We start from the raw sequence: 26,855 nt of genomic DNA, 5'->3' as shown, positions 1-26,855 counted from the left end.
CAGGAGAGAATGCATGACCACGACGTATCTGGATCTGATTCACCGGGGCGCTGGTTATTATCCGGACCGGACCGCCCTTGTTTTCGGTGACCAGAGCCTGACGTTCGGCGAAACCCAGAGCCTGAGCAATCGCCTTGCCCATGCGCTGATCGAACGGAATGTGCGCCGCGGAGACCGCGTGGCGTTGCTGTTGAATAACGGGTTGTACAGTGTTCCGGTGGACTTCGCCTGTGTGAAAGCCGGAGTAAACCGGGTGCCGCTCAACGCTCGTCTGTCGTTGGACGAGCACCGTAAAATGCTGGAAGAAACCGGTTGCGCGCTGCTGCTGTATGGCGAGGATCTGGCGGAGCGGGCGGCACAACTGTGTGATGCCGTATCGGGACTGCGGGCACATGGCATCGGCAGTGCCGCTGGCGGCGGTGAGGATTTGCTGCGGGCCTGTGCTGCTCTCAGCGATAGCAAACCGGCGGTGCCGGTAGCCGGCGACGACGTCATTCTTACCCTGTTTACCTCCGGCACCACCGGGACTCTCAAGGCGTCACAGCACACCCAGGCTTCCTACGCCGCCGTTTGCAAGAACGTGTTGATGAACCTTCTCGCGGTGGAGCAGGACGATGCCATGCTGCATGCCGCGTCGCTGATCCACGCCAGCGGCGTGTTCGTGCTGCCGTTCTGGCTGCGTGGCGCTCGCACCGTGATCATGCCGGCGTTCGACCCGGATGCTTTTCTGACGCTGATCGAGAAACAGCGGATCACCACGGTGAATCTGGTGCCGACCATGTTGCAAATGTTGCTCGGGCACCCCCGCTTCGCGACAACCGACGTGAGCCGTTTGCGGCAGGTGATTTATGGCGCGTCGCCGATGCCGCGTCCGGTCATTGAGCAGGCCATGGCGCTATGGGGGCGAGAAAAATTCTGGCAATACTACGGGCAGACCGAATGCCCGCTGACCCTGGCCGTGTTGCGGCCGGAGGATCATACCGAGGCCCTGCTCGGCGCTTGTGGCAAGCCGTCCGTGGAAGTGGAAATCCGCCTGGTGGATGATGCCGGTAACGATGTCGCGGAGGGCGAGGCCGGTGAGATCGCGGTACGTGCCCCCTCAATGATGGCCGGTTATCACAATGCGCCGGAACTGAATCGGGAGATGTTCATGGACGGTGGCTGGCTGCGTACCCGTGATGTGGGCCGTTTTGATGATAACGGCTTTCTGCACCTCAAGGACCGCACCTCGGACATGATCATCACCGGCGGCTACAACGTTTATCCCAGGGAAGTGGAAGATGTGCTGAGCGCCCATCCGGCGGTGGCGGAGTGCGCGGTGATCGGCCGCAAGGATCCGCAATGGGTGGAAGCGGTGACCGCGGTGGTGGTGCTGAAGGCCGGGGCGTGGGCCGAGGAGGACGAACTGATCCGGTTTGTGGCGGATAAAGTGGCGTCCTACAAGAAACCGCGCAGTGTTATTTTCACCGACGGCATTGCCAAGACCGCGGTGGGTAAGCTCAATCGCAAGGCATTGCGGGATCAGTTCGCCTGAGCCCCGTTGTTACCACCCCGGGTGGTTCCGCTACCCGGGTTCCAGGTTCGGCCAGCATCGCCGAGGCCGGCATGTCTCCGGCTTCGGCGATGCTGGCAGCGAAACCTCAGGGTTTGTCGGCCAGATCCCGCTGCCATTGCTCCAGGGTGCCCGGGGCCCCGAGGCGATAGCCGTTCACGGTTTTTCCGTAGTAATCCATCGCCCGGTTGCCATGAAAGTCTTTAATGGTGGTCTCGAGATCCCCTTTGAAGCGCGGGTCCTGCGGCCTTGGCTGACTGGTGATGAACGCGGCCAGGTCCCAGGCCTGCTGCACCGACAGACTGCCCGGTTTGCCCAACGGCATATTGGCGTGGATAAAGGCGGCGGCGGTGTTGACCCGGTGCATGCCCGCTCCCCAGTTGAAGGCCTGGTCGCCCCACAGCGGTGGGAATTGATAGCGGCGCTTCGTCAACGCCGTCCCCTGGCCGTCGTTGCCGTGACACAGCGCGCAATGGTCCGCGTACAAGGCCGCTCCCCGCTCCGGTGAGAACGGCTGCGCTGGTTCGTCCAGCTCCGGATAGCCCCGGCCCGGCAACACTTCGCCGGTGGGGGTGCCTTTGGACTGCCAGAACAGGAAGCTCATCAAATCAACGATGACCTGACTGTCCGCCGCCGGTGCCTGTCCCGCTTCGGAGGCCTGGGCGTTTTGCGAATAAGTGAAGCAGCCCCGCAGGCGTTCCGCCATGGTATTCACCTTATGGTTCTTACCGCGCCAGGCCGGGTATTGTCCCCAGGCGGCCCACATTGGCGCGGCGTTGGCCTGGCGGCCGTTGTTCATGTGGCAGTTGACGCAGCTCTGGCTATTGCCCACATAGCGGCCGGCTTCGGCATCGGAGCTGGTGTGGCGGAAAATGTCCGCCCCGCGCCGCACCGAGGCGCCGAATTCGTTATCGGGCAGATATTCCAGCAGTGGCGGCTGGAAGTAATCGTTCAGGGCGTCGGCGATACGCGGTGCCGGGTCCGGCCGGGCGTGCTCCGGGACCTCCCCGGCGGCGGGCAGAGCGGCGAGATAGGCCGCTACTTCCTTGATTTGTTGCTCGGTCATGGCGTTTGCCACCGCCGCCATCACAGCGTTGGCGTCGTTCTTGCGCTGTCCGCTTTGCCAGGCTTTGAGCTGGGCTTCCAGATAACCGGCATGCTGGCCGGCCAGCGCCGGAAACTGATCGCCCACCCCGCGGGCACCATCACCGTGACAGGCGATGCAGGCGGGTTGATTGGCCTGCCAGTGGCCGTTCACTACCCAGTCGCGGCCGGGGGACTCGCCGGGTTTGGCGTCATCATCCTGGCCGGATCCTGCGTCGAGGCCAGCATAATACGTCGCCACCGCCTGGATCTGCTCGTCACTGAGCGCCTTGGCGATTGGCGCCATGATCGGATTGGCGCGCTGGCCGCTGGCGAAGTCATGCAGTTGCTTGGCTTGATAGTCGGCGTCAAGGCCAGCCAGGGAGGGGAAACCACCGGCCGCGTTGCCGCGTCCATCGGCGCCGTGACAGGTGACGCAGGGAGGGGCGCCGCCGGCGCCCTGGCGGGCCAGGCTCTCCCCGGACTCGGCGCCGTGGCCGGCGAGGCTCAGGCCAAGTAGAAAGAGTATCAAGCCGCGGCGTAGCGCCCGCTTGCTGACGGATGAAGCTGGCATGGCGGAACTCCCAGGCAGGCGGTTCGGGCAAGGGCCTGACCGAAAAAGCCCACAATAAATGTATTGATATAAGCTTATATTAAAACGTCATTAGTGTTGAGGCAAAAAGTTGGGACATAAGAGCTGAGGCAAAACTCGGGTCGGGAGGCTCTGGTTCCCTCCGCGCGGCGCTACGGAGCCGCTGTTGAGCCCGCCTGCTGACGAATACGGCCCTTCAGCGTCGAACCCGTCGCTGGCAAGTAATTTTCCACGGCGGCCTTGTAGTGGGATGCCCAAGACCACGGGGTAACAGTCAAAAAAGGTTCATCGCGGCTTATCGGGAAACGATCTTATCTTCCATCAGGGACAGCGGAGCCGTGTTACGCCTTTGCGGGAACGTCGTGAAGCAGGTTCCGTAAAGGCGTAACACGGCTCCGCTTCGAGGTAACCGAGGAAGACGGATGTCCTTTCCACCCCACACCGGGATGGAGGGCATCCTCCGTGCGGACCCGTGCCTCCGATGGAGACTCACATTCCCGGTAATCCGCGATGAACCCATAAAAAGCCCCCGGCGAACCCGATGTCACGGCCGTGGAGAGGACGATGGCGGCGCCATCACCGTGACGTTGTCCCTGGCGCGTAGTGGACACGCGGGGGACGCGGGTCGTCGGAGTAAAGGAAATGTTAAGGGCCGGCCCTACAGCGCCTCCAGGATGGTGGCGATGCCCTGGCCGCCGCCGATGCATTGGGTGGCAAGGGCGTAGCGGGCCTTTTCCCGCCGCAGCAGGGCGGCGGCTTTACCGGTGATGCGCGCGCCGGTGGCGCCCAGCGGATGACCAAGAGCCAGCGCGCCGCCGTCCAGGTTCACGGTGTCCGGGTTCAGTCCCAGATCGCGGATGCAGGCCAGCGCCTGGGATGAGAACGCTTCGTTGATCTCCACCACATCCAATTGTTCGACGTTGAGACCGGCCCGTTGCAGCGCCTTGCGGGTGGCGGGAATCGGACCCAGCCCCATCACCGCCGGATCGCAACCGGCGGTGGCCACGGCACGGATGCGGGCGCTGGCCGGCAGATTGTGGCGTTGGGCGAAGTCGTCGCTGGTGACCAGCACGACACTGGCGCCATCGGTGAGCGGCGAGGCGGAGCCGGCGGTGACCACGCCGTTTTCGTCAAACGCCGGCGGCAGCTTCGCCAGCGCTTCCAGCGAGGTGCCGGGGCGGATGCAGCCGTCGTCCTCGATCCGGTTCGCGCCCGCTCCCGCATCGATGGCGATGATTTCATCGCGCAACAAACCACCTTCCCGGGCGGCGGCGGCCTTGCGGTGGGAGATCAGAGCCAGTTCTTCCTGCTCCGGACGGCCGATTTCATAGCGTTGCGCGACGTTCTCGGCGGTGCGTCCCATGGACACGTAAGCGTCGGTGTGTTCCCGCAGCCAGGGGTTGGGGGAAAAGTTGAAACCGCCCTGGGGCACCATGGTCATGCTTTCCACGCCCACGCACAGATAGGCATCACCGATACCCGCCTCGATCTGGGCGGCGGCGATATGGATGGCGGACATGGACGAGCCGCAAAAGCGGTTGATGGTCATGCCGCCGATTTCCAGGGGCAGGCCCGACAACAGCCCGACGATGCGCGCCAGGTTGTTGCCCTGGGCGGCCTCCGGGTAGGCGCAGCCAAGAATCACGTCCTCCAGCAGCGACGGATCCAGATCGGTACGCGCCAGTAACCCCTTCACCACCTGGGCGGCGAGATCATCCGGGCGTACTTCGGCGAGCGCCCCTTTGCGGGCGAAGTGGAACGGGGAACGGGCGTAGCCCGCGATAACGGCTTTCATGATTATCTCCTGATCAGCCAGGGAATACTGTTAACCATCGCCAGTGCCACCAGGGAGGCGGCCATGACCGCGCACAGGGCCACCAGATCGCCGGGGAACAGCGTTGTTGTCAGGGTGCCGCCGATGCCAAGAACAGCGAGGCGGGTGAGGCTGGCGGCAATCGGCCACCGCATGCGGCCGACGCCTTGGGAAGCGAAGTACAGCGCCATACCGACACCGAAGAAGCTGTACACCGGCGCCACCGTGCGCAGGTAAACGGCGCCGGTGGCGATCGCTTCGGCATCGTCGGTGAACAGGCCGAGCCAGGCGTTGGGGAAGGTGGCGGCGAGCAGTCCCACGGTGCCGGTGGTGGCGGCGGTGAGGGCGGCGCCGACCCAGGCGATGCGGCGGGCACGCTGGATCTGGCCGGCTCCCATGTTCATGCCGACCATGGCCACCAGAGCGGTGCCGAAACCGAAGCTGAGTGGGATCTGCAGATATTCGATGCGGATGCCGAGGCCGAAGCCGGCCAACGCCGTCATCCCGGTGCGGGCGACGAAGAAGGTGGCCACCACCACGCTTAAGTTGGAGAACACGGTGTTCAGGGCGGACCACAAGCCGACGCCGAGGATCTCCGCGAACAGGGATTTGCGCAACGGCGCGCGCGGATCCAGCCGGACGCCGCCATGGCCGCGTAACAGGGCCACGGTAAGAATCACCGTGGCGATCAGATAGTAGGCCGCCAGAGCCAGCCCGGCGCCGGTGATGCCCAGGCCCGACAGCGGGCCGATACCGAAGATCAGCAGCGGTGACAGTACCAGCAGTAGCGGCACGCCGCCGGTGAGCACCAGCGCCGGCATCAGCATATTGCCGGCGCCACGCATGACCGCCGACAGGCCATTCATCAACCACAGAAAGGTGACCCCGGCGAACAGCGCGTTGGAATAGGCGAGGGCGGCGTCCAGGGCCTGGCCGCGGCCGCCGAGCAGGGTGTAGAGCGCGGGACCGGACCCAATCACCACCAGTGAGCAGAGCAGGCCAAGCACACCAGTGATGACCACCGCGTGCAGAGCCAGGGCATTGGCCTTGTCGGTATCGCCGGCCCCGAGGGCGCGCGCCACCGCCGACGAGATCCCACCGCCGATGCCGCCGCCGGACATCATCATCATGAGCATCACCAGCGGGAACACCAGGGCGGCCCCGGCCAGGGCGTCCACGCCGATCAGGCCGACGTAGTAGCTTTCCAGAAAGTTGGCCAGGGCCTGAGCCAGCATCACCACCAGATTGGGCAGCGCCAGCTTCAACAAGGTGGGAAGCACCGGTGCATGCAGGATCCGGCGCGCCCGCTCCCCGGCATCCGGCCGGGAAAGGGGCCGTGGTACGGTGGCGATGGCGGCGCGATTCATCGGCGCTTACCGCTGCATCACCAGCAACGTCGAGGTGGCGCTGGCATAAAGGCGGCCCTCGGCGTCGGTGAGGCGGGCCTCGGCGAACGCCAGGCGGCGGCCCATGGTGATGATCTTGCCTTCCGCGCGTACCGGGCCGGTGTCCTTGGTCATGGCCTTGTGATAGGCCACTTTCAGCTCCGCGGTGGTATAGGCCTGATCCACCTCCAGATTGGAATGCACGGCACAGCCGCAAGCGGAATCCAGCAAGGTAGCGGCGTAACCACCATGGACGGTGCCGATCGGGTTGTAGACTTTTTCGCTGGGCGAGCCTTCGAACACGACCCGTCCCCGCTCCACCTCCACCAGTGTGAAGTCCATGGTCTGGCCGATGCCGGCGCGCAGATCCTTCTCCATCATCAGTTGCAGTGTTTCCAGGCCGGTCATGGCTTTCATGGCGGTATTGGACTGACTCACGGTTTACTCCTTGGCGGGCTTCCCGGAGGAAGCCGGGGTTGCGGAAGCGGTGGCGCCGAGCAACTGCTGGCGCACCGCGTCGAGAATTTCGCTGGACAGTTCCGGGTCGTCCACGGCGCGGGACAGCACCAGGGCGCCGACCAGACTGGACGCCGTGGCCAGGGCCCGGCGCCGGCGGTTGGCGCGGCGGCCGGGGACCCAGTCGGCGATCATGTCGACGAACTTGCGGAAGGTGCCGGTGTAGGCGCGGCGTACCTCCTGCGTTTGTCGGGCGGTATCCACCGAGAGCGCGGCGAACAGGCAGCCGTGGCCGGGCTGGTCACGATGGCGCGGGCTCAGGTATTGCTCCACCAGCACCTGAAAGGGCGGTTGCTGGCGTTTGGCGGTGAGACGCTCCCACCGGGTACGGATATCGCCGGAGGAGGCACAGGTTTCCGCCATCAGCGCTTCCTTGGACTCGAAGTGCCCGTAGAAGCCGCCGTGGGTGAGGCCGGCGCTTTTCATCAGGTCCGCCACGGCCACGCCGTCGTAACCTTTTTCCCGAAACAGACGGGAAGCCTCGGTAACGATTCGGCGCCGGTTGGCGGCGGCCTGTTCTCGGCTGACACGCATGGCGGTCCTCCTTTTTTAATGATGGGTATAATTTATAAATGAATGATGGGTGTCATGTAAATGATTTTTTTGACCGCTGTCCGTGGCGGTTACCCTCCGGGCCGTCGCTGAAGCAACGTTAAAAGTCGTTCCCGACCATTGCTGTCCCACCGTTGTGGAACGGGCCGCTAACACGCCACACGCCGGCACGCCAACACGCTTTGAAAACACTCGGGCATGACGGGGTTGTGTTGAATTGGTGTCCGCAAGGCTGGCAAGCGGGCCTTGGGTTTGGCGTGCCGGCGTGTGACGTGTCAGCGTGCCAGCGGATTGTGGGACACTAATCGTTCCCGACGATTTTTCATCGGCACCGTGGCGAGCGGTGGTCACGGTTTTTGTCACGAGCATCTTTCCTTCGTTGCGGGAAACCCGTTCAATATCGGTACATCACCGATTAACAGAGGACGAGGAGAACGCCATGAACCATCCGGATCTGGGGAAGCTGATCCTGCGCTTGAGCCTGGGCGGCATGCTGCTATTGCACGGGATCTCGAAAATGCTGCATGGCGTGGGCTGGATTGCCGGCTCGCTGCAAAGCATGGGAATGCCCGGTTTTTTTGCCTATGGGGTGTTTATCGGCGAGGTGATCGCGCCGCTTATGATTATTGTTGGTTATTACACCCGGGTCGGGGCTGCTCTGATCGTTGGCAATATGCTGGTGGCGTTGGTGCTGGTGCACATGAACGAGCTGTTCGCGATCAACGATAATGGCGGCTGGGCGATTGAGTTGCAGGGATTCTATTTGTTCACTGCCGCGGCGTTGTTCTTCCTCGGTGCCGGCAAGTACGCGATGAAAAATTAATACCCGTCGCGGCTCATGAGCACGGAATCCATAGTGGTGGCCAGTCTATTGGTCTTGGAGATATGAATTGGTGTCGTATTCGCCGCCAAGGCGGCTTCCCACAGCGGCTTCGTGGCGCTCTCTGTGGGAAGCTGCCTCGGCAGCGAATCGACGTTCAGGTGTGCCAGCGGGCTGTCCCATACCTGTGGGACAACAGTAGCGCATGAACTGCGAGTTCGGTTAAGCCCAGCGCTTGCGGCTGTTGGCGGTGGCGATCTGTTCGTTGAGGGTGAGGAAGTCGTAGAGAATCCCCAGCCCGAACAAGCCCAGAGTCAGCAGGTAGATCAGCCCGGTCACCCATTTGCCCATATAGAAACGGTGCAGGCCGAAGACGCCAAGAAAGGTCAGCAGCAGCCAGGTGATGTTGTAATCCACCGGGCCGGAGACATAGCGATGATCGGCATCGCGGTCCATGGACGGGATCAGGAACAGGTCGACGATCCAACCGATGAAAAACAATCCCAGAGTGAAGAACCAGATCACGCCGGTGATTTGCCGGCCATAGTAGAACCGGTGTGACCCCATGAAGCCGAAGATCCAGAGGGCGTAGCCAATGATCTTGCTGTGGGTATCGTCAATCCGCGGGTTCATAGACTTACCTCGATATTGGTAATCACGGTATTGGCTTTGACTCTTGCGCTTTCGATGCTATCCGCTTTCGCCAGGGCCACGCCAAGGCGACGGCTGCCATGCACTTCCGGTTTGCCGAACAGACGCAGGTCGGTGTCCGGCTCCGCCAGTGCCTGATCCAGATTGGCATAGCGCATGGTTTCCGAATCGCCTTTTACCAGCAGTACCGAGGACGCGGACGGACCCCGCTGTTCGATGTTCGGTATCGGCAGCCCGAGAATGGCGCGGGCGTGCAGCGCGAATTCGGAGTGGTTTTGCGAGATCAAGGTTACCAGACCGGTATCGTGAGGGCGTGGTGACACTTCACTGAACCAGACCTGGTCCCCGCGCACGAAGAACTCCACGCCGAACAGTCCCCAGCCGCCCAGCGCCGCGGTGATGGCGCCGGCCTGGCGGCGGGCTTCCTCCAGGGCTGTGTCGTTCATCGGTTGCGGCTGCCAGGATTCACGGTAGTCGCCGTCCTCCTGGCGGTGGCCGATGGGCGCGCAGAAATCGGTGCCGTCGCGGTGCCGTACGGTGAGCAGGGTGATTTCGTAGTCGAACTCGACGAACCCTTCGACGATGACCCGGCCCTGGCCGGCGCGGCCGCCGGATTGGGCGTACCGCCAGGCGGCGTCGATCTGGTCCTCGGTTTTCACCAGGCTCTGACCCTTGCCGGAGGAGGACATCACCGGCTTGATCACGCACGGCAAGCCCACCGCCTTCACCGCCGCCAGGTATTCGTCCTGGTCACCGGCGAACCGGTAGGGCGAGGTAGGCAGGCCCAGCTCCTCGGCGGCGAGGCGGCGAATGCCCTCGCGGTTCATGGTCAGCCGCGCTGCCCGGGCAGTGGGGATCACGGTGAACCCTTCCTGCTCCAGAGCTTCCAGTTCGGCGGTGGCGATGGCCTCGATTTCCGGCACGATCAACGCCGGGCGCTCTTCTTCCACCACGGCCCGCACCGCGTCAGCGTCGAGCATGTCGATTACGTGCCAGCGCTGCGCGACCTGCATGGCCGGCGCCCGCGGATAGCGGTCCACGGCGATCACCTCGCAGCCCAGGCGGATCAGCTCGATGGCCACTTCCTTGCCCAGTTCACCGCTGCCCAGCAGCATCACGCGGGTAGCGTTGTCGGAATAGGGGGTACCGATGGTGGTCATGCCGTCTCCTCATCGAACAAATCGTCGAAACAATGGCTTCCGCGGGGGCCAACCCCGCCTGGATGAACAGGATTGTAGCGAAAAGCGCCGCCATCGCGAGGGAAGAGTTTCACCCCGGCGCCGTCGCGCCTACCATTGGCGACGAAAGCATCCCAATTAACCCCGGGCGGACAAGTGGACGATCAATATTGGATGGCGCGGGCTCTGGCCCTGGCGGAACGCGCGGCTGAGCAGGGCGAGGTGCCGGTGGGCGCGGTGCTGGTGCGTGACGACGAGATCATTGGTGAGGGCTACAACAGGCCAATTCTCAGCCATGACCCCTCCGCCCATGCGGAAATTGGCGCATTGCGTGATGCCGCCGCCCGCGCCGGTAACTACCGGCTGCCGGACAGCACCCTCTACGTCACCATCGAGCCGTGCACCATGTGTTTTGGCGCCATGATCCACGCCCGGGTGGCGCGGCTGGTGTACGGTGCCCGCGAGCCCCGTGCCGGGGTTTGTGAAAGCCAGTTGGGGCTGCCGGAAAGGGACTTCTACAACCACCGCCTGGAAGTCACCGGCGGGGTGCTGGCGGACCAGGCGTCGCAACTGATGCGGGATTTTTTCCGGCGCAAACGATGAGAGAGCAGTTGACAGTTGATAGCGGAAAAGTGAAAAGACAAAACAGCCTGATCTTTAGCCGCTGTGGGAGCTTGCTTGCAAGCGAATGGCCCTGTGCGACAAGAATTCGCTTGCAGGCAAGCTCCCACAGAGAACGAATAGATTGTTTTTCGCTGAGGGGTTATTCGGCCGCTGCCACCAGGGTAGGGCGGTGGCGTTCGGAGTTTTCCGCCCATACCAGCAGATCGTAGTAGCCGCGGACGTGGCGCACATAGGCCACCGCCTGGCCGCCACGGGCCGGGCCGTAGCGTAGCTGACTGGCGTAGGCCGGCTTCGCCAGCAGCGGCAGCCGTTGTTTCACATCCTGCCAGCGATCCGGGTCGCCGCCCTGTTTCTGGGTCAGGACACGGGCGTCTTCCAGATGGCCGAATCCTACATTGTAGGCGGCCAGGGCCAGCCAGGTGCGGTCCGGTTCGGCGATGCGCTCGGGCATCCGGTCGTGCAGCTTGCGCAGATAGGCGGCGCCGGCGTGGATGCTCTGGGCTGGATCGGTACGATCAGTGACGCCCATTTCCCGTGCTGTCTGGTTGGTCAGCATCATCAGTCCCTGCACGCCAGTGGGAGAGATGGCGCCGGCGTCCCAGAGGGATTCCTGGTAGGCCACCGCCGCCAGCAGGCGCCAGTCGAAGCCGGCGCTTTCGGCGGCATCGCGGAAGGCATTGGTGTAGTCCGGCAGGCGGTCGTCCAGATGACGGATGAAACTGCGCGCGGAATACAGGTCGAATCGTTCCACATGGCCATAGAAGCGCTTGGCCAACTGCTCGGTGGCGCCAATGGCGTTTTGCTGAGTGAGGTAGCGCTGGGCGGCCTGATACAGGCTGCCATCATTGCCCGGGGCGAAGGCCCAGGCCAGCCCCTGATCCGCGCCGATGGTGAAGCCGGCCGCCAGATCCGGGAACAGACCACGATGGATGGCGTAATCGTTGGAATTGATCAGGGCGTAGTCGACTTCGCCCTCCTCAACGCGGGCCAGGGTCTGCTCCACGTTGGTATCGGTATGGACGTCCAGTTTCAACTCGGGCTGGGTGGCGCGGGCCTGCTCCAGCAGGTCGGCGTTGCTGGAACCGGACACCACGGCAACGCTCTTGCCGTCCAGATCCTCGAGAGCATTGGGGCGCGGCTCGCCAAGCCGGTACATCACCAGTGTGTCGACTTTCTGGTAGGGGGTGGTCAGCCGCAACTGCTGGCGGCGCTGCTCGGTGATCACCAGTCCGGCGGCGGCGAAATCGGCCTTGCCGGCCAGCAGCAGCTTCTGCACGGTTTCGAGGTCATCGGCTTCCAACAGGCGCAACTCAACGCCCAGCCGCTCGGCAAAGCCTTGGGCCAGTTCGTATTCCATGCCAGTGGAACCATTTTCATCGCCGTAAACAGTGGTCAGGGACGGGCGTGTGACCACCACCAGCTCGCCGCGGGCCTGGATCCGTTCCAGGGCGGTACCGGATGGGCGCACAAACAGTCCCAGGATCAGTGTGGCAAGCAGCACCAGCGGTGCCCATGCCAGCTGTTTACGGTGAAACCGTATCGTCATGTCCTTGCTGCCTCCTGGGGTCGCCAGATAGGTTGGAAGCGCCCATGACTTGATTCCAGGAGGCTTCCCCGGTTCCGTAACAGTCCTTGTTGCCGGAAGCAGGACATTCGAAACCGTCGCCGGAATGCGCTTTGGCGATCCGGGATTGAGACGGCTTGGAATGACCTTGAAAATTACCGGGAGCGTTTTTCTGACGTCGCTCCCGGGACGGTCCGAAAGGTGCCCGCCGTGGACGGCGGAGCACACAAAATAAGCGATCCTTTTACAATTGGGGGCGAATTTACCATTCGCAACCCCCTGGCCGCCAGTTTTTTGTGCCCGCCGTCCATGGCAGGCACCCTCCGGGCCGCCGCTGGAAGCGACGTTGAAAATCGCTCCCGGCGATTTTTTGTCCAACAATTGCCGCTATTGGACCGGTTGATGACGGTTTCCACCGTGTCGTGACCCTTTCGTGATAAAGGCGGGAAACCGGGTTCGCGCCCTCGCGCCGCCCCCCAGGAATCCGGTATCATTGCGGCTTCTTCCAATCCCCCGTCGATCCAAAGGAAAAGCCAGCCCATGCTGATCCTACCCGGTAGCCCGGCTCTCTCCGCATTTCGTAAGGAAAAATTGCTGCGCGCTTTGCCTCGGGTGGAGGCACTGTCCGCCCGTTTCGTTCATTTCGTGGAAACTTCCGCGCCGTTGTCCGCCGAGGAACAGGCGGTACTCGACGGCTTGCTGAGCTATGGCCCGACGATCAGCGAGGAACCGGTGGAAGGCCGCCGGTTCCTGGTGGTGCCGCGCCCCGGCACGATCTCCCCCTGGTCTTCCAAAGCCACCGATATCTGCCACAACGCCGGCCTTGACAAGGTGCTGCGAGTGGAGCGTGGCATCGAATATCAGTTGCGGGCGGATCAGGACGTGGCCCGGGCGGAGCTGGTGGCGCCGCTACACGACCGCATGGTGGAAACAGTGCTGGATCAGCCTGAACAGGCCGAGGCCCTGTTCAGCCATCACCGGCCCAAGCCGCTGACCACGGTGGATGTGATCGGCGGCGGCCGCGAGGCGCTGGCCACCGCCAATGGTGAGCTGGGTCTGGCGTTGGCGGACGATGAGATCGATTACCTGGTGGAGCGCTTCACCGCCCTGGGACGCAACCCCAGTGACGCGGAACTGATGATGTTCGCCCAGGCCAACTCCGAGCATTGCCGGCACAAAATCTTCAATGCCGACTGGACCATCGACGGTGAAGCCCAGGAACTGAGCCTGTTCGGCATGATCCGCAACACCTACAAACACGCCAGTGACGGCGTGCTCAGTGCCTACAAGGACAACGCCGCGGTGGTGGCGGGGCCGGTGGCGGATCGGTTCTTCACCCGCCCGGACGACACCGAGTATCGCTACATCAATGAGCCGGTGCATATGCTGATGAAGGTGGAGACCCATAACCACCCCACCGCCATCGCACCCCATCCCGGGGCATCCACCGGCGCTGGCGGCGAGATTCGCGATGAAGGCGCCACCGGCCGCGGCGCCAAGCCCAAGGCCGGGCTCACCGGGTTTTCGGTATCCAACCTGAGCATTCCGGATTTCGTGCAGCCGTGGGAAGAGCACTACGGCCGCCCCGGTCGCATCGCCTCGGCCCTGGATATCATGATCGAGGGGCCGCTGGGTGGCGCCGCCTTCAACAACGAGTTCGGCCGACCGAATCTGTGCGGCTATTTCCGCACCCTGGAAATCGAAGCGCCGGGCATCAATGGCGATGAGCGGCGCGGTTACCACAAGCCGATCATGATCGCGGGCGGCCTCGGCAACATCCGTGACGGCCATGTACAGAAAGAGGGCATCCCGGCCGGTGCCAAAATCATCGTGCTGGGCGGACCGGCCCTGCTGATCGGCCTCGGCGGCGGCGCCGCCAGTTCCATGGCCAGCGGTGAGTCCGACGAGGCTTTGGATTTTGCTTCGGTGCAGCGCGGTAACCCGGAAATCGAGCGCCGGGTGCAGGAAGTGATCGACCGCTGCTGGGCTCTGGGCAACGACAACCCGATTGTCTCCGTCCACGACGTCGGTGCCGGCGGCCTCTCCAATGCCTTGCCGGAACTGGTCCACGATGCCGATCGCGGAGCCAATCTGGAATTGCGCCGGGTGCCCAGCGACGAACCGGGCATGAGTCCGGTGGAAATCTGGTGCAACGAAGCCCAGGAACGTTATGTGCTGGCGGTGATGCCGGACAATCTGGCGCGTTTCGAGGCGTTGTGTCTACGCGAAAGAGCCCCATTCGCGGTGCTCGGCGAGGCCACCGAAGAAGAGCACCTTAAAGTGTCCGACGAGCACTTTGGCGATGCGCCGGTGGATCTGCCCATGGATTTGCTGTTCGGCAAGCCGCCGAAGATGCAGCGCGCCTTCGACCGGGAAGACTTCCAGCGCCAGACCTTCACCACCGACGACATCGAACTGCGCGATGCGGTGGATCGGGTGCTGCGACTGCCCACGGTAGCCTCCAAGAGCTTCCTGATCACCATCGGCGACCGCTCGGTGACCGGTCTGGTTCACCGGGACCAGATGGTGGGACCCTGGCAGGTGCCGGTGGCCGACTGCGCGGTGACCGCCACCGGTTTCAATCCCAACCAGGCCGGCATTACCACCGGTGAAGCCATGGCCATGGGAGAGCGCACCCCGGTGGCTCTGGTGGACGCCGCCGCTTCCGGCCGAATGGCGGTGGCGGAGACCATTACCAATCTGGCCGGCGCCCACATTGGCGGCTTCGGGCGGATCCGCTTGTCCGCCAACTGGATGGCCGCCGCCGGCCATCCCGGTGAGGATCAGGCACTGTTCGATACGGTCAAGGCGGTGGGCATGGAACTGTGCCCGGACCTGGGCATCGCCATCCCGGTGGGTAAGGACTCTCTCTCCATGCGCACCGTGTGGAATGAGCGCGGCATCGACAAGAGCGTCACCTCGCCGCTGTCGCTGATCGTCACCGCCTTCGCCCAGGTCAGTGACATCAATCTGACCGTGACGCCGCAATTACGCACCACCGAGGCCAGCGAACTGCTGCTGGTGGATCTGGGCCGGGGTCGTAACCGGCTGGCCGGCTCGGCGCTGGCGCAGGTGTTCGGCAAGGTCGGTGACGTGCCGCCGGATCTGGATGACGCCGCCGATCTGAAGGCGTTCTTCGACGTCACCCAGGCGTTGCTGGCGGAAGGCAAGCTGATGGCCTACCACGATCGCTCCGACGGTGGTCTGTTCACCTCCCTGGTGGAAATGGCGTTCGCTGGCCGGGTCGGTATCGACATCGTACTGGATGACATCGCCGGTGATGGCCCGGAAGCGGTGGCGGCCCTGTTCGCCGAGGAACTGGGCGCGGTACTGCAGGTGCCGGAAAGCGAAGCGGAGGCGGTGCGGCAACGCTACGCCGAGGCCGGGCTGGCCGGCTGCGTGCACGCCGTGGCGCGGCTCAATGTGGATGATGTGGTGCGGGTCCGTCTGGGTGGTGCCATCCTGATGGAACGGCCTCGTCGCGGTCTGCAACGGCTCTGGTCGGAAACCAGCTATCGGATCCAGGCGCTGCGCGACAACCCGGACTGCGCCCGCCAGGAGTTCGACGCGATCCCGGACAGCAACGATCCGGGCTTGAATGTGCGGCTCACTTTCGACATGAGCGAAAATGTGGCGGCGCCGTTCATCGGTGGCAACCGGCCCAAGGTGGCGATCCTGCGCGAGCAGGGCGTCAATGGGCAGACCGAGATGGCGGCCGCTTTCGATCGTGCCGGCTTCGCGGCGGTGGACGTGCACATGAGCGACCTGCTGGCCGGTGACGCCAGTCTGGACGACATGAAAGGCCTGGTGGCCTGCGGCGGGTTCTCCTATGGCGACGTGCTTGGCGCCGGTGGCGGCTGGGCCAAGACAGTGCTGTATCACAACGGCCTGCGTGACGCCTTCAACCGTTTCTTCTTCCGCGAGGACACTTTCGCCCTGGGCGTGTGCAATGGCTGTCAGATGCTGGCCCACCTCAAGGACCTGGTGCCCGGCGCGGAACATTGGCCGCGCTTTGTACGTAATCTGAGCGAGCAGTTCGAGGCCCGCACCTCGCTGGTGGAAATCGGCGATTCGCCGTCCATCTTGCTGCGCGACATGGCCGGCACCCGCCTGCCCATCGCCGTGGCTCACGGCGAAGGGCGGGTGGAGATCAGCGATGCCGATTTGGCCCGCAATGTGGAACAACGCCTGGTGGCCCTGCGCTACGTGGACGGCATGGGCAATGCCACCGAGCAGTACCCCGCCAACCCCAACGGCTCCAGCCAGGGCGCCACCGGCTTCACTACCCGTGACGGTCGCGTGACCATCATGATGCCGCACCCGGAACGGGTATTCCGGGTGCTGCAGAACAGCTGGATCCCGGACGACTGGCGCCGCTTCGACAACGCTCCCTGGTTCCGCATGTTTGCCAATGCGCGCAAGTGGGTCGGGTAAGAGGCAGTTGACAGTTGATAGTGGACAGTTGACAGCGAAAGGCAAAAGCGAAAAGCCAAAGAAAGCGCTGTGGGAAGCTGGCTTGCCAGCGAATTTGCGTGTGGGCAAAACATTAGTAGCAGGCTGATCAGAAACGAATATGACGGAAGAAAAGTACCATTATTTTGATATGCCGCTCGGCGAGCTGCCGGAGCCGACGCCGGTGTCGGCGCGGCGCCGGGAGTTGGCCCGGGAACTGGCGGCGATCAATGAGCAGTTGGTGCGTCTGGATTCGGATGAAGCGGCGCTGGCCGCCGCCACCGAACAGGCGAGGGCGTTGCGACAGAGCCTGGAAGGCTTCTCCCATCGCAGTATGCGCGACATCCTCGGCCGTCTGATCGTCGGCCAGGGCAGCCGTCAGGACGCCCTGGATATGGCGGATTTCGAGATTCTGTCCGGCCCGGCCAATGCCATGTCGCCACCAGTGACCTTCTGGCTCGACGGCGATATCGTGCGCGCCCGCGCCACTTTCGGCCGCGCCTTCATGGGCCCGCCAGGCAAAGTGCATGGCGGCGTGCTGTCACTGGCTCTGGATATGTTGCTGGCCAAGACCCAGGATTTTGTCAGTAATGTCGGGATGACCGGCACTCTCAAGGTGCGTTACATGGCGCCGACCCCGCTGCATACCGAGGTCAGTTTCGAGGCACGTCTGGTACGTCTGGAAGGGCGCAAGCTGTTCAGTGAGGCGCGAGTCTTCGCCGACGGCGTGCAAACCGTGGCCGCCGACGGCATCTGGATTTCCTCCCAGGGGGATTACCGCCTCAAACCGGAGTATGCGCACCTGACCGACGACAGCGACGTGGCCTGAATCGATCATCAGGAGGACCGATGACGACGCTCTACAAGCTTTGTTTCTATGTGCCGGTGAGTCACGTGGAAACCGTCAAGGCGGCGGTGTTCGACGCCGGGGCCGGCCGCATTGGTGACTACGACCGTTGCAGCTTCCAGGTGCTGGGCCAGGGCCAGTTCAGGCCCCTGGACGGCAGCAATCCTTATCTGGGCAGCCAGGGGCAGGTGGAGACGGTGGAGGAGTACCGGGTGGAGATGATCTGCGAAGCGGATTGTCTGAGGCCGGCGGTTCGTGCCTTGCGCGACGCCCATCCCTACGAGGAGCCGGCCATCGATTTGTGGCAACTGGCGCCGCTGCCGGTTTGACCGACTGCCAGGATGCTATTCGCTGCTTTAACAGCGAATAGGCGCCAATCTAGATATTCTCATCCAGCGCCGGTTTGCGCTTGAGCGGCGGAATGTCCTGGGTGCGTACCGGGAAGTCGCCGGTTCTCAGATCCTGAAAATAAAACTTGAGGGTACGGCCGATGGTGGGGAAGGCCAGTTGATCCCAGGGGATCTCGTCCTCCGTGAACATCCTGGCGTCGGAACTTTCCTCGCCCACGCCATAATCACTGTTGGCCATGTTGCCCAGGAAAAAGACATAGACCTGGTTGATATGGGGCAGGTTGAAAATCGTATAAATATCCCCAACCTCTACCGTGGCGCAGCCTTCTTCCCAGGTTTCCCGGGCGGCGCCTTCCTGCAGGGTTTCCCCGTTTTCCATGAAGCCGGCGGGCAGGGTCCAGTAGCCCTTGCGGGGCTCGATGGAGCGTTTGCAGAGCAAAATGCGGCCTTCCCAGACCGGGATGGCGCCAACCACGATTTTCGGGTTCTGGTAGTGGATGGTGCCACAATGGTTGCACCAATAGCGGGGCCGGTTGTCTCCTTCGGGAACCGAATACAACACTTCCTGCCCGCAATGGCTGCAATACTTCATGATCGTTCTCGCCGTGGTGAAGTACGCCAGCCTACTGGCTCGCCGGAACCCTGGCAATCCGAAAGCGGCGCCGCGCCCTTGCCCGTTGCGCGGGTGATGGTCAAACTGAGTCGTAAAGAAAGGGGAGTAAGAGAGTGAAGCAGTGCAGTGAAGGTCCAATCAATACAGGGCCGCGGGAGAAACGCGGATGACAGACCTGGAACGCTTGCGCAGGCGGCTGCCGGACTACCGCTTGATCGAGTTGCCTCTGGATCTGCCCGAGGCGGCGGTGCTGATGCCCTTTGTCGACAAGCCCGAGCCGGAATTGATACTCACCGTGCGCTCCCGTTCGATGCCCACGCACGCCGGTGAGGTGGCCTTCCCCGGCGGCAAGCGGGATCCCTCCGACCGTAATCTGATGATGACAGCGCTGCGCGAGAGTCAGGAAGAAGTAGGCCTGGTGCGGGAAGCGGTGGAAGTGCTGGGCAACCTGTCGCCGATCCCGTCCCGTTTTGGCATGAAGGTAACGCCTTTTGTCGGTGTGGTGCGCCCGGAGGCGGAGTTGATACCCGAGCCCGGTGAGATTGATTCGATTTTCAACGTACCGCTGCGTTTCTTCCTGGAGCAGGAGCCGGATCTGACCGCGCCGGTGGAAGTGTATGGGCGCCGGTTGCGCATGCCTAACTACTATTTCGAGGACAAACGCATCTGGGGATTGACCGCGTTCATGATCCTGGATCTCATCAACCACGTTTACGATACCGATATCCGTTTCGACGTCAGTGACGACTGAGACGGGCCAGCCAAGGATAAGAAAATGATTTACACGATTAACGACCGCCAGTTGGAATTCCGTGGCGGGGGGCAGTGGATTGCGCCCAACGCCACTCTGATCGGCTCCGTGGTGCTGGGTGAAAACGCCAGTGTCTGGTTCGGTGTGGTGATCCGCGCCGATAACGATGTCATCGAAATCGGAGACAACAGCAACGTACAGGAAAATTCGGTGCTGCATGTGGATCCGGGCGTGCCGATGAAGATCGGCAAGAACGTCACGGTCGGCCACAAAGTGATGCTGCACGGCTGCACCATCGGTGATAACACGCTGATCGGCATGAACGCGGTGGTGCTGAACGGTGCCAAGGTAGGGAGCAACTGCATTATTGGCGCCCATGCTTTGGTGCCGGAAGGCATGCAAATCCCGGACAACTCTTTGGTGATGGGCGCGCCGGCCAAGGTGGTGAAGGAAATCACCGATGGCCACAAGGCGATGATCACCATGGGCAGCCAGCACTACGTGGCCCATGCCCGTCATTTCTCGGAGCATCTGCAAGAAGATGAGCGTTTCAAATAATCCCAAGCCGGTATCGCCATGCGTGTCGATCTGCGCGCTGGACGGTGACGACGTCTGTGTCGGCTGCTTCCGCACCGGCCAGGAAATCAGCCATTGGGGGCGTCTCGATGCCGACCGCCAGGTGGAAGTGTTGCGCCGGTGTCAGCGGCGTATGGCCGGTGAGGCGGCGTCCTGTCTGATGGATGAAGTGGTACCCGGATGAGTGCGGAACAGGAGCCGGGCACGTCGTCGACGCCGCGTCTGGGGCTGGCGCTGGGCAGTGGTTCGGCGCGCGGCTGGGCGCATATTGGCGTGATCCAGGCCCTGGAAGACATGGGGATTCGTCCGGACGTGGTGGCCGGTACCTCCATCGGGGCGCTGGTGGGTAGCGCATACGTCAACGGTACCCTCAATGACCTGGCGGACTGGGTGAAGACGCTGACCACCAAGGATGTGTTCGGCCTGATGGATTTCACCCTGTCCGGCGGCGTGGTCAAGGGCGAAAAGCTGTTCGGTTTCTTCGAACAACGGCACAGCAACCCCAATATCGAGGATCTGGAGCAGCGTTTCGTCACCGTCGCCACGGACATGAAGAGTGGTCGTGAGATCTGGATCAGCAAGGGGCCGATTCTGCAGGCGGCAAGGGCTTCCTGCGCGTTGCCGGGGCTGTTCACGCCGCTGGAGCATCAGGGGCGCTGGATGCTGGACGGCGGTCTGGTGAATCCGGTGCCGGTATCCGCCGCCCGGGCCTTTGGCGCCGATGTGGTCATTGCCGTCAATCTCAATGCTCAGTTGGTGGGCGCCCACCTGTCCCGGCAGAAACCGCCGGGAGAAAACGGCGTCACCGAGGAAGAGCACAGCCTGTGGCAGAAAATGGCGAATTACTTCACCAGTGGTGACGGCCAGGCTCCCGGCTTCTTCGACGTCATCGCCTCCAGCGTCAACATCATGCAGGACCGTATCACCCGCTCCCGCATGGCCGGTGACCCGCCGGAAATCACCTTGATCCCGCTACTGGAGGACTTTGCCCTGATGGACTTCCATCGCGCCAAGGAAGCCATCGACGAAGGCCGTCGCCTGGTCGAGCGCCATGCCGGCGATATTCGGGCGTGGTTGGGGGGGAAGACAGTTGACAGTTGATAGTGGACAGTTGACAGCGAAAGGAAAAACAAAAGAGGTCATCTTTAGCCGCTGTGGGAAGCTTGCTTGCAAGCGAATGGGGTTCGCTCAGGCGTTTAGCAATATTCGCTTGCAAGCAAGCTTCCCACAGCAGTTCAAACCCCTTGTTTCCACTTCAACTGTCCACTGCCTTTTTCCTGACTCTCGCCGCCTTAACCATATTGTCCTTTACCTGCAGGATTTCAATCAGGTAGTCCTCCACCCGCAATGAAATGTTGGCGTCGGGAATCGACTGCAGGTGTTCCAGGATCAGGCCGTTGAGAGTGCGTGGTCCGAGGATAGGCATGTCCCAGTGCAGTGCCCGGTTGATGTCGCGCAGGTTGGCGGAGCCGTCGATGACGAAACTGCCGTCTTCCTGGGGCAGGATGTCCGGATTGGTGGTGGCGGCCTGGTCGGAAGTGAATTCGCCGACGATCTCTTCAAGGATATCTTCCAGGGTCACCAGTCCCATCACGTCACCATATTCATCCACGACAATGCCGATGCGACGCTTGGCATTCTGGAACTGGATCAACTGGCGGTTCAGCGAGGTGCCCTCGGGCACGAAGTAGGGCTCCACCGTGTACTGCATCAGTTCCGCTTTGTTGATTTCTTCCTTGAGCAGCAAACGGCTCAGTTTGCGCAGGTGCAGCACACCCAACATGTTGTTGGGGTCGCCGCGGTAGACCGGCAGCCGGGTATGTTGGCTGGTGCGCAATGTGTTGAGGATGTCGTTCATGTCATCGTCCAGATCGATACCGACCATTTCGTTGCGCGGAATCATGATGTCCTCGACGGTGACACTTTCCAGATCAAGGATGTTCAGCAGCATCTTCTGGTGCTTTTCCGGAATCAGGCCACCGGCCTCATTGACCACGGTGCGCAGTTCCTCGGGGCTGAGGTGATCCTCCTCGGCGTTGTCGGCGCGTACCCCGAACAGACGCAGGAACAGGCCGCTGACGCCGTTAACCAGCCACACCAGTGGCGCCAGCAGCCATTGCAGTGGTTGCAACACAACGCTGGCGGGGAAGGCCACCCGTTCCGGTTTCAGTGCGGCGTAGGTCTTCGGCGTGATTTCGGCGAAGACCAGCATCACCAGAGTGATCACCACCGGCGCCACCGCCGCGCCGGAGTCGCCCAGCCAGCGGATCGCCAGGATCGCCGCCACCGTGGCGGCGAAGTTGTTGACGAAGTTGTTGCCAATCAGGATCACCGACAACAGCCGGTCGGTACGCCGCAGCAGTTTTTCCACCCGTCCGGCGCCGCTGTGGCCTTGCCGGGAAAGGTGACGCAGCCGGTAGCGGTTAATCGCCACCATGCCGGTTTCACTGCTGGAGAAGAAAGCGGAAAAGAGGATCAGAATGATCAGGGTGGTCAATAACCACCCATCCGGGATGCTGGCCAAGAGACGGTCGTTTGGTTGCTGTTTGGCTCGCTATTGTTCGGTGCCGGGTTCCGGGGTGTCAAGCACTAGGGTGAACAGGCCCTAACCGCGCCGCCGGGATCAGCGCCGCAGGATCACTTCCAGTACCAGCTGCGTGCCAAAGAAGGCCACCAGCAGCACGGCGAAGCCCACCAGGGTGAAGCGTACCGCGGTGAGGCCACGCCAGCCACGCAGATGACGGCCAAACAGCAACACGGCGAAAATCACCCAGGACACCAGGGTCAGAACGGTTTTATGGACCAGATGCTGGGCGAACAGGTCATCCACGTAGAGGAAACCGAACAGGATCGCCAGGGTCAGCAGGCATTCGCCCAGCCACAGGGCGTCGAACAGCATCGACTCCATCATCTGGATCGGCGGGAACAACCGCATCACGCCGCGGATGTGGCCATCCTTGAGCTGGCGGTGCTGGATCCACAGCAGCACCGCCTGGCAGGCGGAAAGCGCCAGCACCGCATAGGCGACGATAGACAGCAGTACGTGCATGCCGATGCCGTGTTCCAGCGGATGGGCCACATAGCCGGTATGCAGCCACAGCGCCGCCGGGATGGTGGCGGCGGCGAACGGAAACACCAAGGCGCTGACCCACTGAAACGGCCTGAACAGGCTGGACAGCACCACCAGGGCGGCGCCCACCAGCGCCACCGCCGAGGCCACGGGGAACAGGCCCAGCAGCAGGCCACTCGGGGTGATCATCTGAGCGTACAGGGTCAGCGCATGGGCGATCACCGCCAGGCCGCCCGGCACCAGGATGGCCATTTTTGAAGGCGAGGCTTGCCCCCGGAACTGGCGGTACACCAGTATGGACGCCAACACGTACAGGGCGGTGGCGGGTAAGCCGAAGGCCAGGGCAGGAGTCATAGGTTCCATGGTGGTTTTCCGGGAAAAGCCGCCGAAGTCTGGCACAGCTGCCCCGGCTTTTGAAGCGTTCGCCATGACGGCGGTGGGGTGCCTGCCCTATAATCGCGCCCTGTCGCCGTTTTCCGGGCTGGAGAGCGGCCACCCGATTCAGGAGGTTGATGATCATGTTCGAGAATCTCACCGAGCGCCTGGGCCAGTCGCTGAAGAACCTGGCCGGTCAGGGGCAGCTCAATGAGGACAATATTCGCGATACGTTGCGCGAGGTACGCAAGGCCCTGCTGGAAGCCGACGTGGCGCTGCCGGTGGTCAAGGAATTCGTCGAACAGGTCAAAGAGAAGGCGTTGGGGCAGGAAGTCCTGCAAAGCCTGAACCCCGGCCAGGCGTTCGTGAAGATCGTCAATGACGAGTTGGTCCACACCATGGGCGACGCCAACGACGCCCTTGATCTGGCCACCAAGCCGCCGGCCATCATCCTGATGGCCGGCTTGCAGGGGGCCGGTAAAACCACCTCCGTGGCCAAGCTGGCGCGCTTCCTTCAGGAACGCGAAAAGAAAAAGGTCATGGTGGTGTCCGCCGACGTCTACCGTCCGGCGGCGATCGAGCAGCTGAAAACCCTGGCCGGGGAGGTGGAGACCCACTTCTTCCCCTCTACCGGTGATCAGGACCCGGTGGATATCGCCAATGCCGCCCTGGCCGAGGCCCGCCGCCGCTATATGGACGTGTTGATCGTCGATACCGCCGGTCGTCTGCACGTGGACGACGACATGATGGCGGAGATCAAGCGGCTGCACGCCGCCATCGAACCGGCGGAAACGCTGTTCGTGGTGGACGCCATGACCGGTCAGGACGCCGCCAACACCGCCCAGGCGTTCAATGCGGCACTGCCGCTCACCGGGGTGATCCTGACCAAGGCCGACGGTGACTCCCGCGGAGGGGCGGCGCTGTCGGTGCGTCATCTCACCGGCAAGCCGATCAAGTTCATCGGCATGGGGGAGAAGACCGATGCCCTGGAACCGTTCCACCCGGACCGGATCGCCAGCCGGATTCTCGGCATGGGCGACGTGCTGTCCCTGGTGGAAGAGGCCGAGCGCAAGCTGGACAAGAAGAAAGCCGAGAAGATCGCCAAGAAGTTCAAGAAAGGCAAGGCGATGGACTTCGAGGATCTCAAGGACCAGTTCCAGCAAATGCGCAATATGGGTGGCATGGCCGGTCTGTTGGACAAGCTGCCGGGCATGGGCAATATGATGCAGGCGGCGCAGGATCCGGCGGCGCTCAAGAACATGAAGCACATGGAAGCGCTGATCGACTCCATGACGCCCAAGGAGCGCCGCAACCCGGATCTGATCAAGGGGTCCCGCAAGAAACGCATCGCCACCGGCGCCGGGCTGGAGATCCAGGACCTCAATCGCCTGATGAAGCAGCAGAAGATGATGGCGAAGATGATGAAGAAGATGCGCACCAAGGGTGGCATGAAGAACATGATGCGTGGCCTGGAAGGCATGATGGGCGGGCAGGGTGGCCCCGGCGGCGGAATGCCGCCGGGTGGCATGCCTCCCGGGGGCATGGGCGGCGGAGGCGGCTTGCCGCCGATGTAACACGTCGATGGTCTCCGGATCACGGCTGTCCCATACAAATCCGACACGCTGATTCGTTGCCAAGGCACTTCCCACAGCGGCTTCGTGGTTCGGTCCGTGGGAAGCTGCCTTGGCAGCGAATCAGCGTATTGCTAACCGCGCCGCGTTTTGTCTGGCTCTGTTCTTGCCTTCCCCTCCAACCCCGCGTAAAATCTGCGCCCTTCGCGCCCTCCGGCCCATTCCGGGGGGAATTTCAAGCGGATACGATGGCCGGGCGATGAGCGCTCGGCCGGGACACCGGATTGAACAGGACTGAAACATGCTGGTTATTCGTCTCGCCCGTGGTGGCTCCAAGAAACGCCCTTTCTATCAAATCATTGCCACCGACAGCCGCAATGCCCGTGACGGCCGCTTCATCGAGCGCCTGGGGTACTTCAACCCGATCGCCCGTGGCGGTGAAATCCGTCTGAAAGTGGACCTGGAAGCCGTGGACCAGTGGGTTCAGAAAGGCGCCCAGCTGTCCGACCGGGTCAAGACCCTGGTCAAGGAAGCGCGCAAGAGCGAGAGCGCTTGAGCATCCTGACTCTCTGATCTGAATCCATGGGATCCCAATCGGACAAGGTGGTGGTGGGCCGCATAATGGCGGTGCACGGCATCAAAGGCTGGGTAAAGGTCTATTCCCATACGGATCCCATGGAAAACATCTTCGAGTACCAGCCCTGGTATCTGAGCAAAGGCCGGGATTGGGAAGAAGTGAAGCTGGTCGGCGCCCGGCCCCAAGGCAAGGGTCTGGTCGTCGCCATTGACGGTATCGGTGACCGCGAGCAGGCCGCGCGGGAGCTGGTCGGTCGGGAAATCGCCGTGGCGGAATCCCTGCTGCCCCGTTCCGGAGAAGGTGAGTACTACTGGCGGGATCTGATCGGTCTGCGGGTGATACTGCCGGACGGCCGTGATCTGGGCCGGGTGGATCGGCTGATGGAGACCGGCGCCAATGATGTACTGGTGGTGATCGGCGATACCGACAGCCTGGACCGCCGCGAACGGCTGCTGCCCTGGGTGCCGGACGACGTGATTGTCGACGTTGCCCTGGAGCGTGGTGAGATTCGCGTGGACTGGGACCCGGAGTTCTAGAACCGCGGCGGATCGCGGACAGGGAGGCGCTCAATGCGAATCGCGCTGATGACGCTGTTCCCGGAAATGACCGGGCTGGTGACCGGCTTTGGCGTGACTCGGCGGGCCATCGAGAATGACCGGCTGAGTCTGGAAGCGGTCAATCCCCGGGATTTCACCGATGATCGCCACCGCACCGTGGACGACCGCCCCTTCGGCGGCGGACCGGGCATGGTGATGAAAGTGGAGCCTCTGGAGCGCGCGCTGAGCGCGGCCCGGGAGCGAGTGGGGCCGGCGCGGGTGATCTATCTTTCACCACAGGGTCGGCCACTGACCCAGCGCAAGGCCCAGGAGCTGGCTGCCGAGCCGGCCTTGATCCTGGTCGCCGGCCGCTATGAAGGGGTCGATGAGCGCTTTATTGAGTCATGGGTGGATGAGCAGGTATCCATCGGTGATTACGTACTCAGCGGTGGCGAACTGCCAGCGCTGGTACTGGTGGATGCCGTGGCACGCCTGTTACCGGGTGTGTTGGGGCACGAGGATTCGGCGGCCCAGGATTCGTTTTCCGGTGAATTGGAAAACCTGCTGGACTGCCCGCACTATACGCGGCCCGAGGAATACCAGGGTCGGGTGGTGCCTGAAGTCTTGCGTAGCGGCGATCACGAGAGGATTCGTCGCTGGCGTTTGAAGCAGGCACTGGGGCGCACCTGGCGGTGGCGTCCCGACTTGCTCGAAGCCCGCCGCGAGAGCGGCTGGAGCGAGGAAGAAGAGCGGCTTCTCAATGAATACATTGAGGAGTACGAGCAGCAATACAGCGATCAATGAACC

25 protein-coding genes are annotated in these 26,855 nt (G+C 62.8%); 14 read left to right on the top strand and 11 right to left on the bottom strand.

Annotation, left to right across the window (positions count from 1 at the left end):
- The first annotated feature begins 13 nt into the window (after window positions 1-13).
- Window positions 14-1,534: an AMP-binding protein gene (locus A6D6_RS05690; protein ID WP_159660174.1), complete on the top strand. Its 1,521-nt coding sequence runs from the start codon at window positions 14-16 to the stop codon at window positions 1,532-1,534.
- A 106-nt stretch (window positions 1,535-1,640) separates the two neighbouring features.
- Here the strand turns inward: A6D6_RS05690 and A6D6_RS05685 are convergent, their stop codons facing one another.
- The 5 genes from A6D6_RS05685 to A6D6_RS05665 form a co-directional block, all read right to left on the bottom strand.
- A complete protein-coding gene (locus A6D6_RS05685) occupies window positions 1,641-3,209 on the bottom strand; it encodes a c-type cytochrome (protein WP_159660173.1) in 1,569 nt (522 codons plus the stop codon).
- Between the two features lie 676 nt (window positions 3,210-3,885).
- Complete coding sequence (locus A6D6_RS05680) at window positions 3,886-5,022, bottom strand: thiolase family protein (RefSeq protein WP_159660172.1); 1,137 nt, start codon at window positions 5,020-5,022, stop codon at window positions 3,886-3,888.
- Window positions 5,023-5,024: 2 nt separating this feature from the next.
- Window positions 5,025-6,407 carry an MATE family efflux transporter gene (locus A6D6_RS05675; RefSeq protein ID WP_159660171.1) on the bottom strand — a complete coding sequence of 461 codons (1,383 nt, stop codon included), beginning with the start codon at window positions 6,405-6,407 and terminating at the stop codon, window positions 5,025-5,027.
- A gap of 6 nt (window positions 6,408-6,413) precedes the next feature.
- Entirely contained in the window at window positions 6,414-6,863 is a 450-nt protein-coding gene (locus A6D6_RS05670) for a PaaI family thioesterase (RefSeq protein WP_201303705.1), read from the bottom strand.
- A gap of 3 nt (window positions 6,864-6,866) precedes the next feature.
- Entirely contained in the window at window positions 6,867-7,475 is a 609-nt protein-coding gene (locus A6D6_RS05665; RefSeq protein WP_159660170.1) for a TetR/AcrR family transcriptional regulator, read from the bottom strand.
- A gap of 457 nt (window positions 7,476-7,932) precedes the next feature.
- On the opposite strand from A6D6_RS05665, the gene A6D6_RS05660 reads away from it, so the two are divergent.
- Complete coding sequence (locus A6D6_RS05660) at window positions 7,933-8,316, top strand: DoxX family protein (RefSeq protein WP_133490517.1); 384 nt, start codon at window positions 7,933-7,935, stop codon at window positions 8,314-8,316.
- 219 nt (window positions 8,317-8,535) lie between these two features.
- On the opposite strand, the gene A6D6_RS05655 is transcribed toward A6D6_RS05660, so the two are convergent.
- Both A6D6_RS05655 and purT read right to left on the bottom strand, forming a co-directional pair.
- Window positions 8,536-8,946 (bottom strand): NINE protein, encoded by a 411-nt coding sequence (locus A6D6_RS05655; protein ID WP_133490518.1) that lies wholly within the window; start codon window positions 8,944-8,946, stop codon window positions 8,536-8,538.
- Complete coding sequence (gene purT / locus A6D6_RS05650; protein ID WP_133490519.1) at window positions 8,943-10,124, bottom strand: formate-dependent phosphoribosylglycinamide formyltransferase; 1,182 nt, start codon at window positions 10,122-10,124, stop codon at window positions 8,943-8,945. Before purT ends, A6D6_RS05655 begins: the two co-directional genes overlap by 4 nt.
- A 174-nt stretch (window positions 10,125-10,298) precedes the next feature.
- On the opposite strand from purT, the gene tadA reads away from it, so the two are divergent.
- On the top strand, window positions 10,299-10,745 hold the full coding sequence (tadA, locus tag A6D6_RS05645) for a tRNA adenosine(34) deaminase TadA (protein ID WP_133490520.1): 447 nt from the start codon (window positions 10,299-10,301) through the stop codon (window positions 10,743-10,745).
- A 160-nt stretch (window positions 10,746-10,905) separates the two neighbouring features.
- On the opposite strand, the gene mltF is transcribed toward tadA, so the two are convergent.
- Entirely contained in the window at window positions 10,906-12,312 is a 1,407-nt protein-coding gene (mltF, locus tag A6D6_RS05640) for a membrane-bound lytic murein transglycosylase MltF (protein WP_133490521.1), read from the bottom strand.
- 558 nt (window positions 12,313-12,870) lie between these two features.
- Here mltF and purL point away from each other — a divergent pair.
- The 3 genes from purL to A6D6_RS05625 all read left to right on the top strand — a co-directional run bounded on the left by purL (window position 12,871) and on the right by A6D6_RS05625 (window position 17,958).
- A complete protein-coding gene (gene purL, locus A6D6_RS05635; RefSeq protein WP_133490522.1) occupies window positions 12,871-16,764 on the top strand; it encodes a phosphoribosylformylglycinamidine synthase in 3,894 nt (1,297 codons plus the stop codon).
- Window positions 16,765-16,903: 139 nt separating this feature from the next.
- Window positions 16,904-17,611 carry a PaaI family thioesterase gene (locus A6D6_RS05630; RefSeq protein ID WP_159660169.1) on the top strand — a complete coding sequence of 236 codons (708 nt, stop codon included), beginning with the start codon at window positions 16,904-16,906 and terminating at the stop codon, window positions 17,609-17,611.
- Window positions 17,612-17,631: 20 nt separating this feature from the next.
- Window positions 17,632-17,958 carry a YqfO family protein gene (locus A6D6_RS05625; protein ID WP_133490524.1) on the top strand — a complete coding sequence of 109 codons (327 nt, stop codon included), beginning with the start codon at window positions 17,632-17,634 and terminating at the stop codon, window positions 17,956-17,958.
- A gap of 49 nt (window positions 17,959-18,007) precedes the next feature.
- Here A6D6_RS05625 and A6D6_RS05620 read toward each other — a convergent pair whose 3' ends face one another.
- Window positions 18,008-18,571, bottom strand: coding sequence for an NUDIX hydrolase (locus A6D6_RS05620; protein ID WP_133490525.1), 564 nt, complete (start codon window positions 18,569-18,571; stop codon window positions 18,008-18,010).
- 187 nt (window positions 18,572-18,758) lie between these two features.
- On the opposite strand from A6D6_RS05620, the gene A6D6_RS05615 reads away from it, so the two are divergent.
- The 4 genes from A6D6_RS05615 to rssA are packed head-to-tail and all read left to right on the top strand — an operon-like array spanning window position 18,759 to window position 21,020.
- Window positions 18,759-19,343: a CoA pyrophosphatase gene (locus A6D6_RS05615; RefSeq protein ID WP_133490526.1), complete on the top strand. Its 585-nt coding sequence runs from the start codon at window positions 18,759-18,761 to the stop codon at window positions 19,341-19,343.
- Between the two features lie 24 nt (window positions 19,344-19,367).
- Window positions 19,368-19,901, top strand: coding sequence for a gamma carbonic anhydrase family protein (locus A6D6_RS05610; RefSeq protein ID WP_133490527.1), 534 nt, complete (start codon window positions 19,368-19,370; stop codon window positions 19,899-19,901).
- The gene (locus tag A6D6_RS05605; RefSeq protein ID WP_166642998.1) at window positions 19,885-20,103 is read left to right on the top strand and encodes a DUF1289 domain-containing protein; all 219 of its coding nucleotides are present in this window, start codon (window positions 19,885-19,887) and stop codon (window positions 20,101-20,103) included. Before A6D6_RS05610 ends, A6D6_RS05605 begins: the two co-directional genes overlap by 17 nt.
- Window positions 20,100-21,020, top strand: a complete 921-nt coding sequence (gene rssA / locus A6D6_RS05600) for a patatin-like phospholipase RssA (protein ID WP_133490528.1) — start codon at window positions 20,100-20,102, stop codon at window positions 21,018-21,020. Before A6D6_RS05605 ends, rssA begins: the two co-directional genes overlap by 4 nt.
- 154 nt (window positions 21,021-21,174) lie before the next feature.
- Here the strand turns inward: rssA and A6D6_RS05595 are convergent, their stop codons facing one another.
- Together A6D6_RS05595 and A6D6_RS05590 are read right to left on the bottom strand one after the other, a co-directional pair.
- Window positions 21,175-22,416 carry an HlyC/CorC family transporter gene (locus A6D6_RS05595; RefSeq protein ID WP_370450512.1) on the bottom strand — a complete coding sequence of 414 codons (1,242 nt, stop codon included), beginning with the start codon at window positions 22,414-22,416 and terminating at the stop codon, window positions 21,175-21,177.
- 126 nt (window positions 22,417-22,542) lie between these two features.
- Window positions 22,543-23,352 carry a cytochrome C assembly family protein gene (locus A6D6_RS05590; protein WP_236563999.1) on the bottom strand — a complete coding sequence of 270 codons (810 nt, stop codon included), beginning with the start codon at window positions 23,350-23,352 and terminating at the stop codon, window positions 22,543-22,545.
- 155 nt (window positions 23,353-23,507) lie between these two features.
- Here A6D6_RS05590 and ffh point away from each other — a divergent pair, with 155 nt between their 5' ends.
- The 4 genes from ffh to trmD all read left to right on the top strand — a co-directional run bounded on the left by ffh (window position 23,508) and on the right by trmD (window position 26,852).
- On the top strand, window positions 23,508-24,938 hold the full coding sequence (gene ffh / locus A6D6_RS05585) for a signal recognition particle protein (RefSeq protein ID WP_133490530.1): 1,431 nt from the start codon (window positions 23,508-23,510) through the stop codon (window positions 24,936-24,938).
- 298 nt (window positions 24,939-25,236) lie between these two features.
- Entirely contained in the window at window positions 25,237-25,491 is a 255-nt protein-coding gene (rpsP, locus tag A6D6_RS05580; RefSeq protein ID WP_014993775.1) for a 30S ribosomal protein S16, read from the top strand.
- Window positions 25,492-25,517: 26 nt separating this feature from the next.
- Window positions 25,518-26,048: a ribosome maturation factor RimM gene (rimM, locus tag A6D6_RS05575; RefSeq protein ID WP_133490531.1), complete on the top strand. Its 531-nt coding sequence runs from the start codon at window positions 25,518-25,520 to the stop codon at window positions 26,046-26,048.
- A gap of 33 nt (window positions 26,049-26,081) precedes the next feature.
- On the top strand, window positions 26,082-26,852 hold the full coding sequence (gene trmD, locus A6D6_RS05570) for a tRNA (guanosine(37)-N1)-methyltransferase TrmD (RefSeq protein ID WP_133490532.1): 771 nt from the start codon (window positions 26,082-26,084) through the stop codon (window positions 26,850-26,852).
- The last annotated feature ends 3 nt before the right edge of the window (window positions 26,853-26,855 follow it).

It is taken from the genome of Alcanivorax xiamenensis (assembly GCF_009846745.1).
Classification (GTDB): Bacteria; Pseudomonadota; Gammaproteobacteria; order Pseudomonadales; family Alcanivoracaceae; genus Alloalcanivorax; species Alloalcanivorax xiamenensis.
Note: the sequence above shows the minus strand (reverse complement) of the source record. Positions and strands in the feature narration are given on the sequence as shown.

Excerpts from the sequence above, each read along its gene's own strand:
- A6D6_RS05690 (WP_159660174.1), top strand. The coding sequence starts at position 14 with ATGACCACGACGTATCTGGATCTGATTCACCGGGGCGCTGGTTATTAT.
- A6D6_RS05685 (WP_159660173.1), bottom strand. The coding sequence starts at position 3,209 with ATGCCAGCTTCATCCGTCAGCAAGCGGGCGCTACGCCGCGGCTTGATA.
- A6D6_RS05680 (WP_159660172.1), bottom strand. The coding sequence starts at position 5,022 with ATGAAAGCCGTTATCGCGGGCTACGCCCGTTCCCCGTTCCACTTCGCC.
- A6D6_RS05675 (WP_159660171.1), bottom strand. The coding sequence starts at position 6,407 with ATGAATCGCGCCGCCATCGCCACCGTACCACGGCCCCTTTCCCGGCCG.
- A6D6_RS05665 (WP_159660170.1), bottom strand. The coding sequence starts at position 7,475 with ATGCGTGTCAGCCGAGAACAGGCCGCCGCCAACCGGCGCCGAATCGTT.
- A6D6_RS05660 (WP_133490517.1), top strand. The coding sequence starts at position 7,933 with ATGAACCATCCGGATCTGGGGAAGCTGATCCTGCGCTTGAGCCTGGGC.
- A6D6_RS05655 (WP_133490518.1), bottom strand. The coding sequence starts at position 8,946 with ATGAACCCGCGGATTGACGATACCCACAGCAAGATCATTGGCTACGCC.
- purT (WP_133490519.1), bottom strand. The coding sequence starts at position 10,124 with ATGACCACCATCGGTACCCCCTATTCCGACAACGCTACCCGCGTGATG.
- mltF (WP_133490521.1), bottom strand. The coding sequence starts at position 12,312 with ATGACGATACGGTTTCACCGTAAACAGCTGGCATGGGCACCGCTGGTG.
- purL (WP_133490522.1), top strand. The coding sequence starts at position 12,871 with ATGCTGATCCTACCCGGTAGCCCGGCTCTCTCCGCATTTCGTAAGGAA.
- A6D6_RS05630 (WP_159660169.1), top strand. The coding sequence starts at position 16,904 with ATGACGGAAGAAAAGTACCATTATTTTGATATGCCGCTCGGCGAGCTG.
- A6D6_RS05625 (WP_133490524.1), top strand. The coding sequence starts at position 17,632 with ATGACGACGCTCTACAAGCTTTGTTTCTATGTGCCGGTGAGTCACGTG.
- A6D6_RS05620 (WP_133490525.1), bottom strand. The coding sequence starts at position 18,571 with ATGAAGTATTGCAGCCATTGCGGGCAGGAAGTGTTGTATTCGGTTCCC.
- A6D6_RS05615 (WP_133490526.1), top strand. The coding sequence starts at position 18,759 with ATGACAGACCTGGAACGCTTGCGCAGGCGGCTGCCGGACTACCGCTTG.
- A6D6_RS05610 (WP_133490527.1), top strand. The coding sequence starts at position 19,368 with ATGATTTACACGATTAACGACCGCCAGTTGGAATTCCGTGGCGGGGGG.
- A6D6_RS05605 (WP_166642998.1), top strand. The coding sequence starts at position 19,885 with ATGAGCGTTTCAAATAATCCCAAGCCGGTATCGCCATGCGTGTCGATC.
- rssA (WP_133490528.1), top strand. The coding sequence starts at position 20,100 with ATGAGTGCGGAACAGGAGCCGGGCACGTCGTCGACGCCGCGTCTGGGG.
- A6D6_RS05590 (WP_236563999.1), bottom strand. The coding sequence starts at position 23,352 with ATGGAACCTATGACTCCTGCCCTGGCCTTCGGCTTACCCGCCACCGCC.
- ffh (WP_133490530.1), top strand. The coding sequence starts at position 23,508 with ATGTTCGAGAATCTCACCGAGCGCCTGGGCCAGTCGCTGAAGAACCTG.
- rpsP (WP_014993775.1), top strand. The coding sequence starts at position 25,237 with ATGCTGGTTATTCGTCTCGCCCGTGGTGGCTCCAAGAAACGCCCTTTC.
- rimM (WP_133490531.1), top strand. The coding sequence starts at position 25,518 with ATGGGATCCCAATCGGACAAGGTGGTGGTGGGCCGCATAATGGCGGTG.
- trmD (WP_133490532.1), top strand. The coding sequence starts at position 26,082 with ATGCGAATCGCGCTGATGACGCTGTTCCCGGAAATGACCGGGCTGGTG.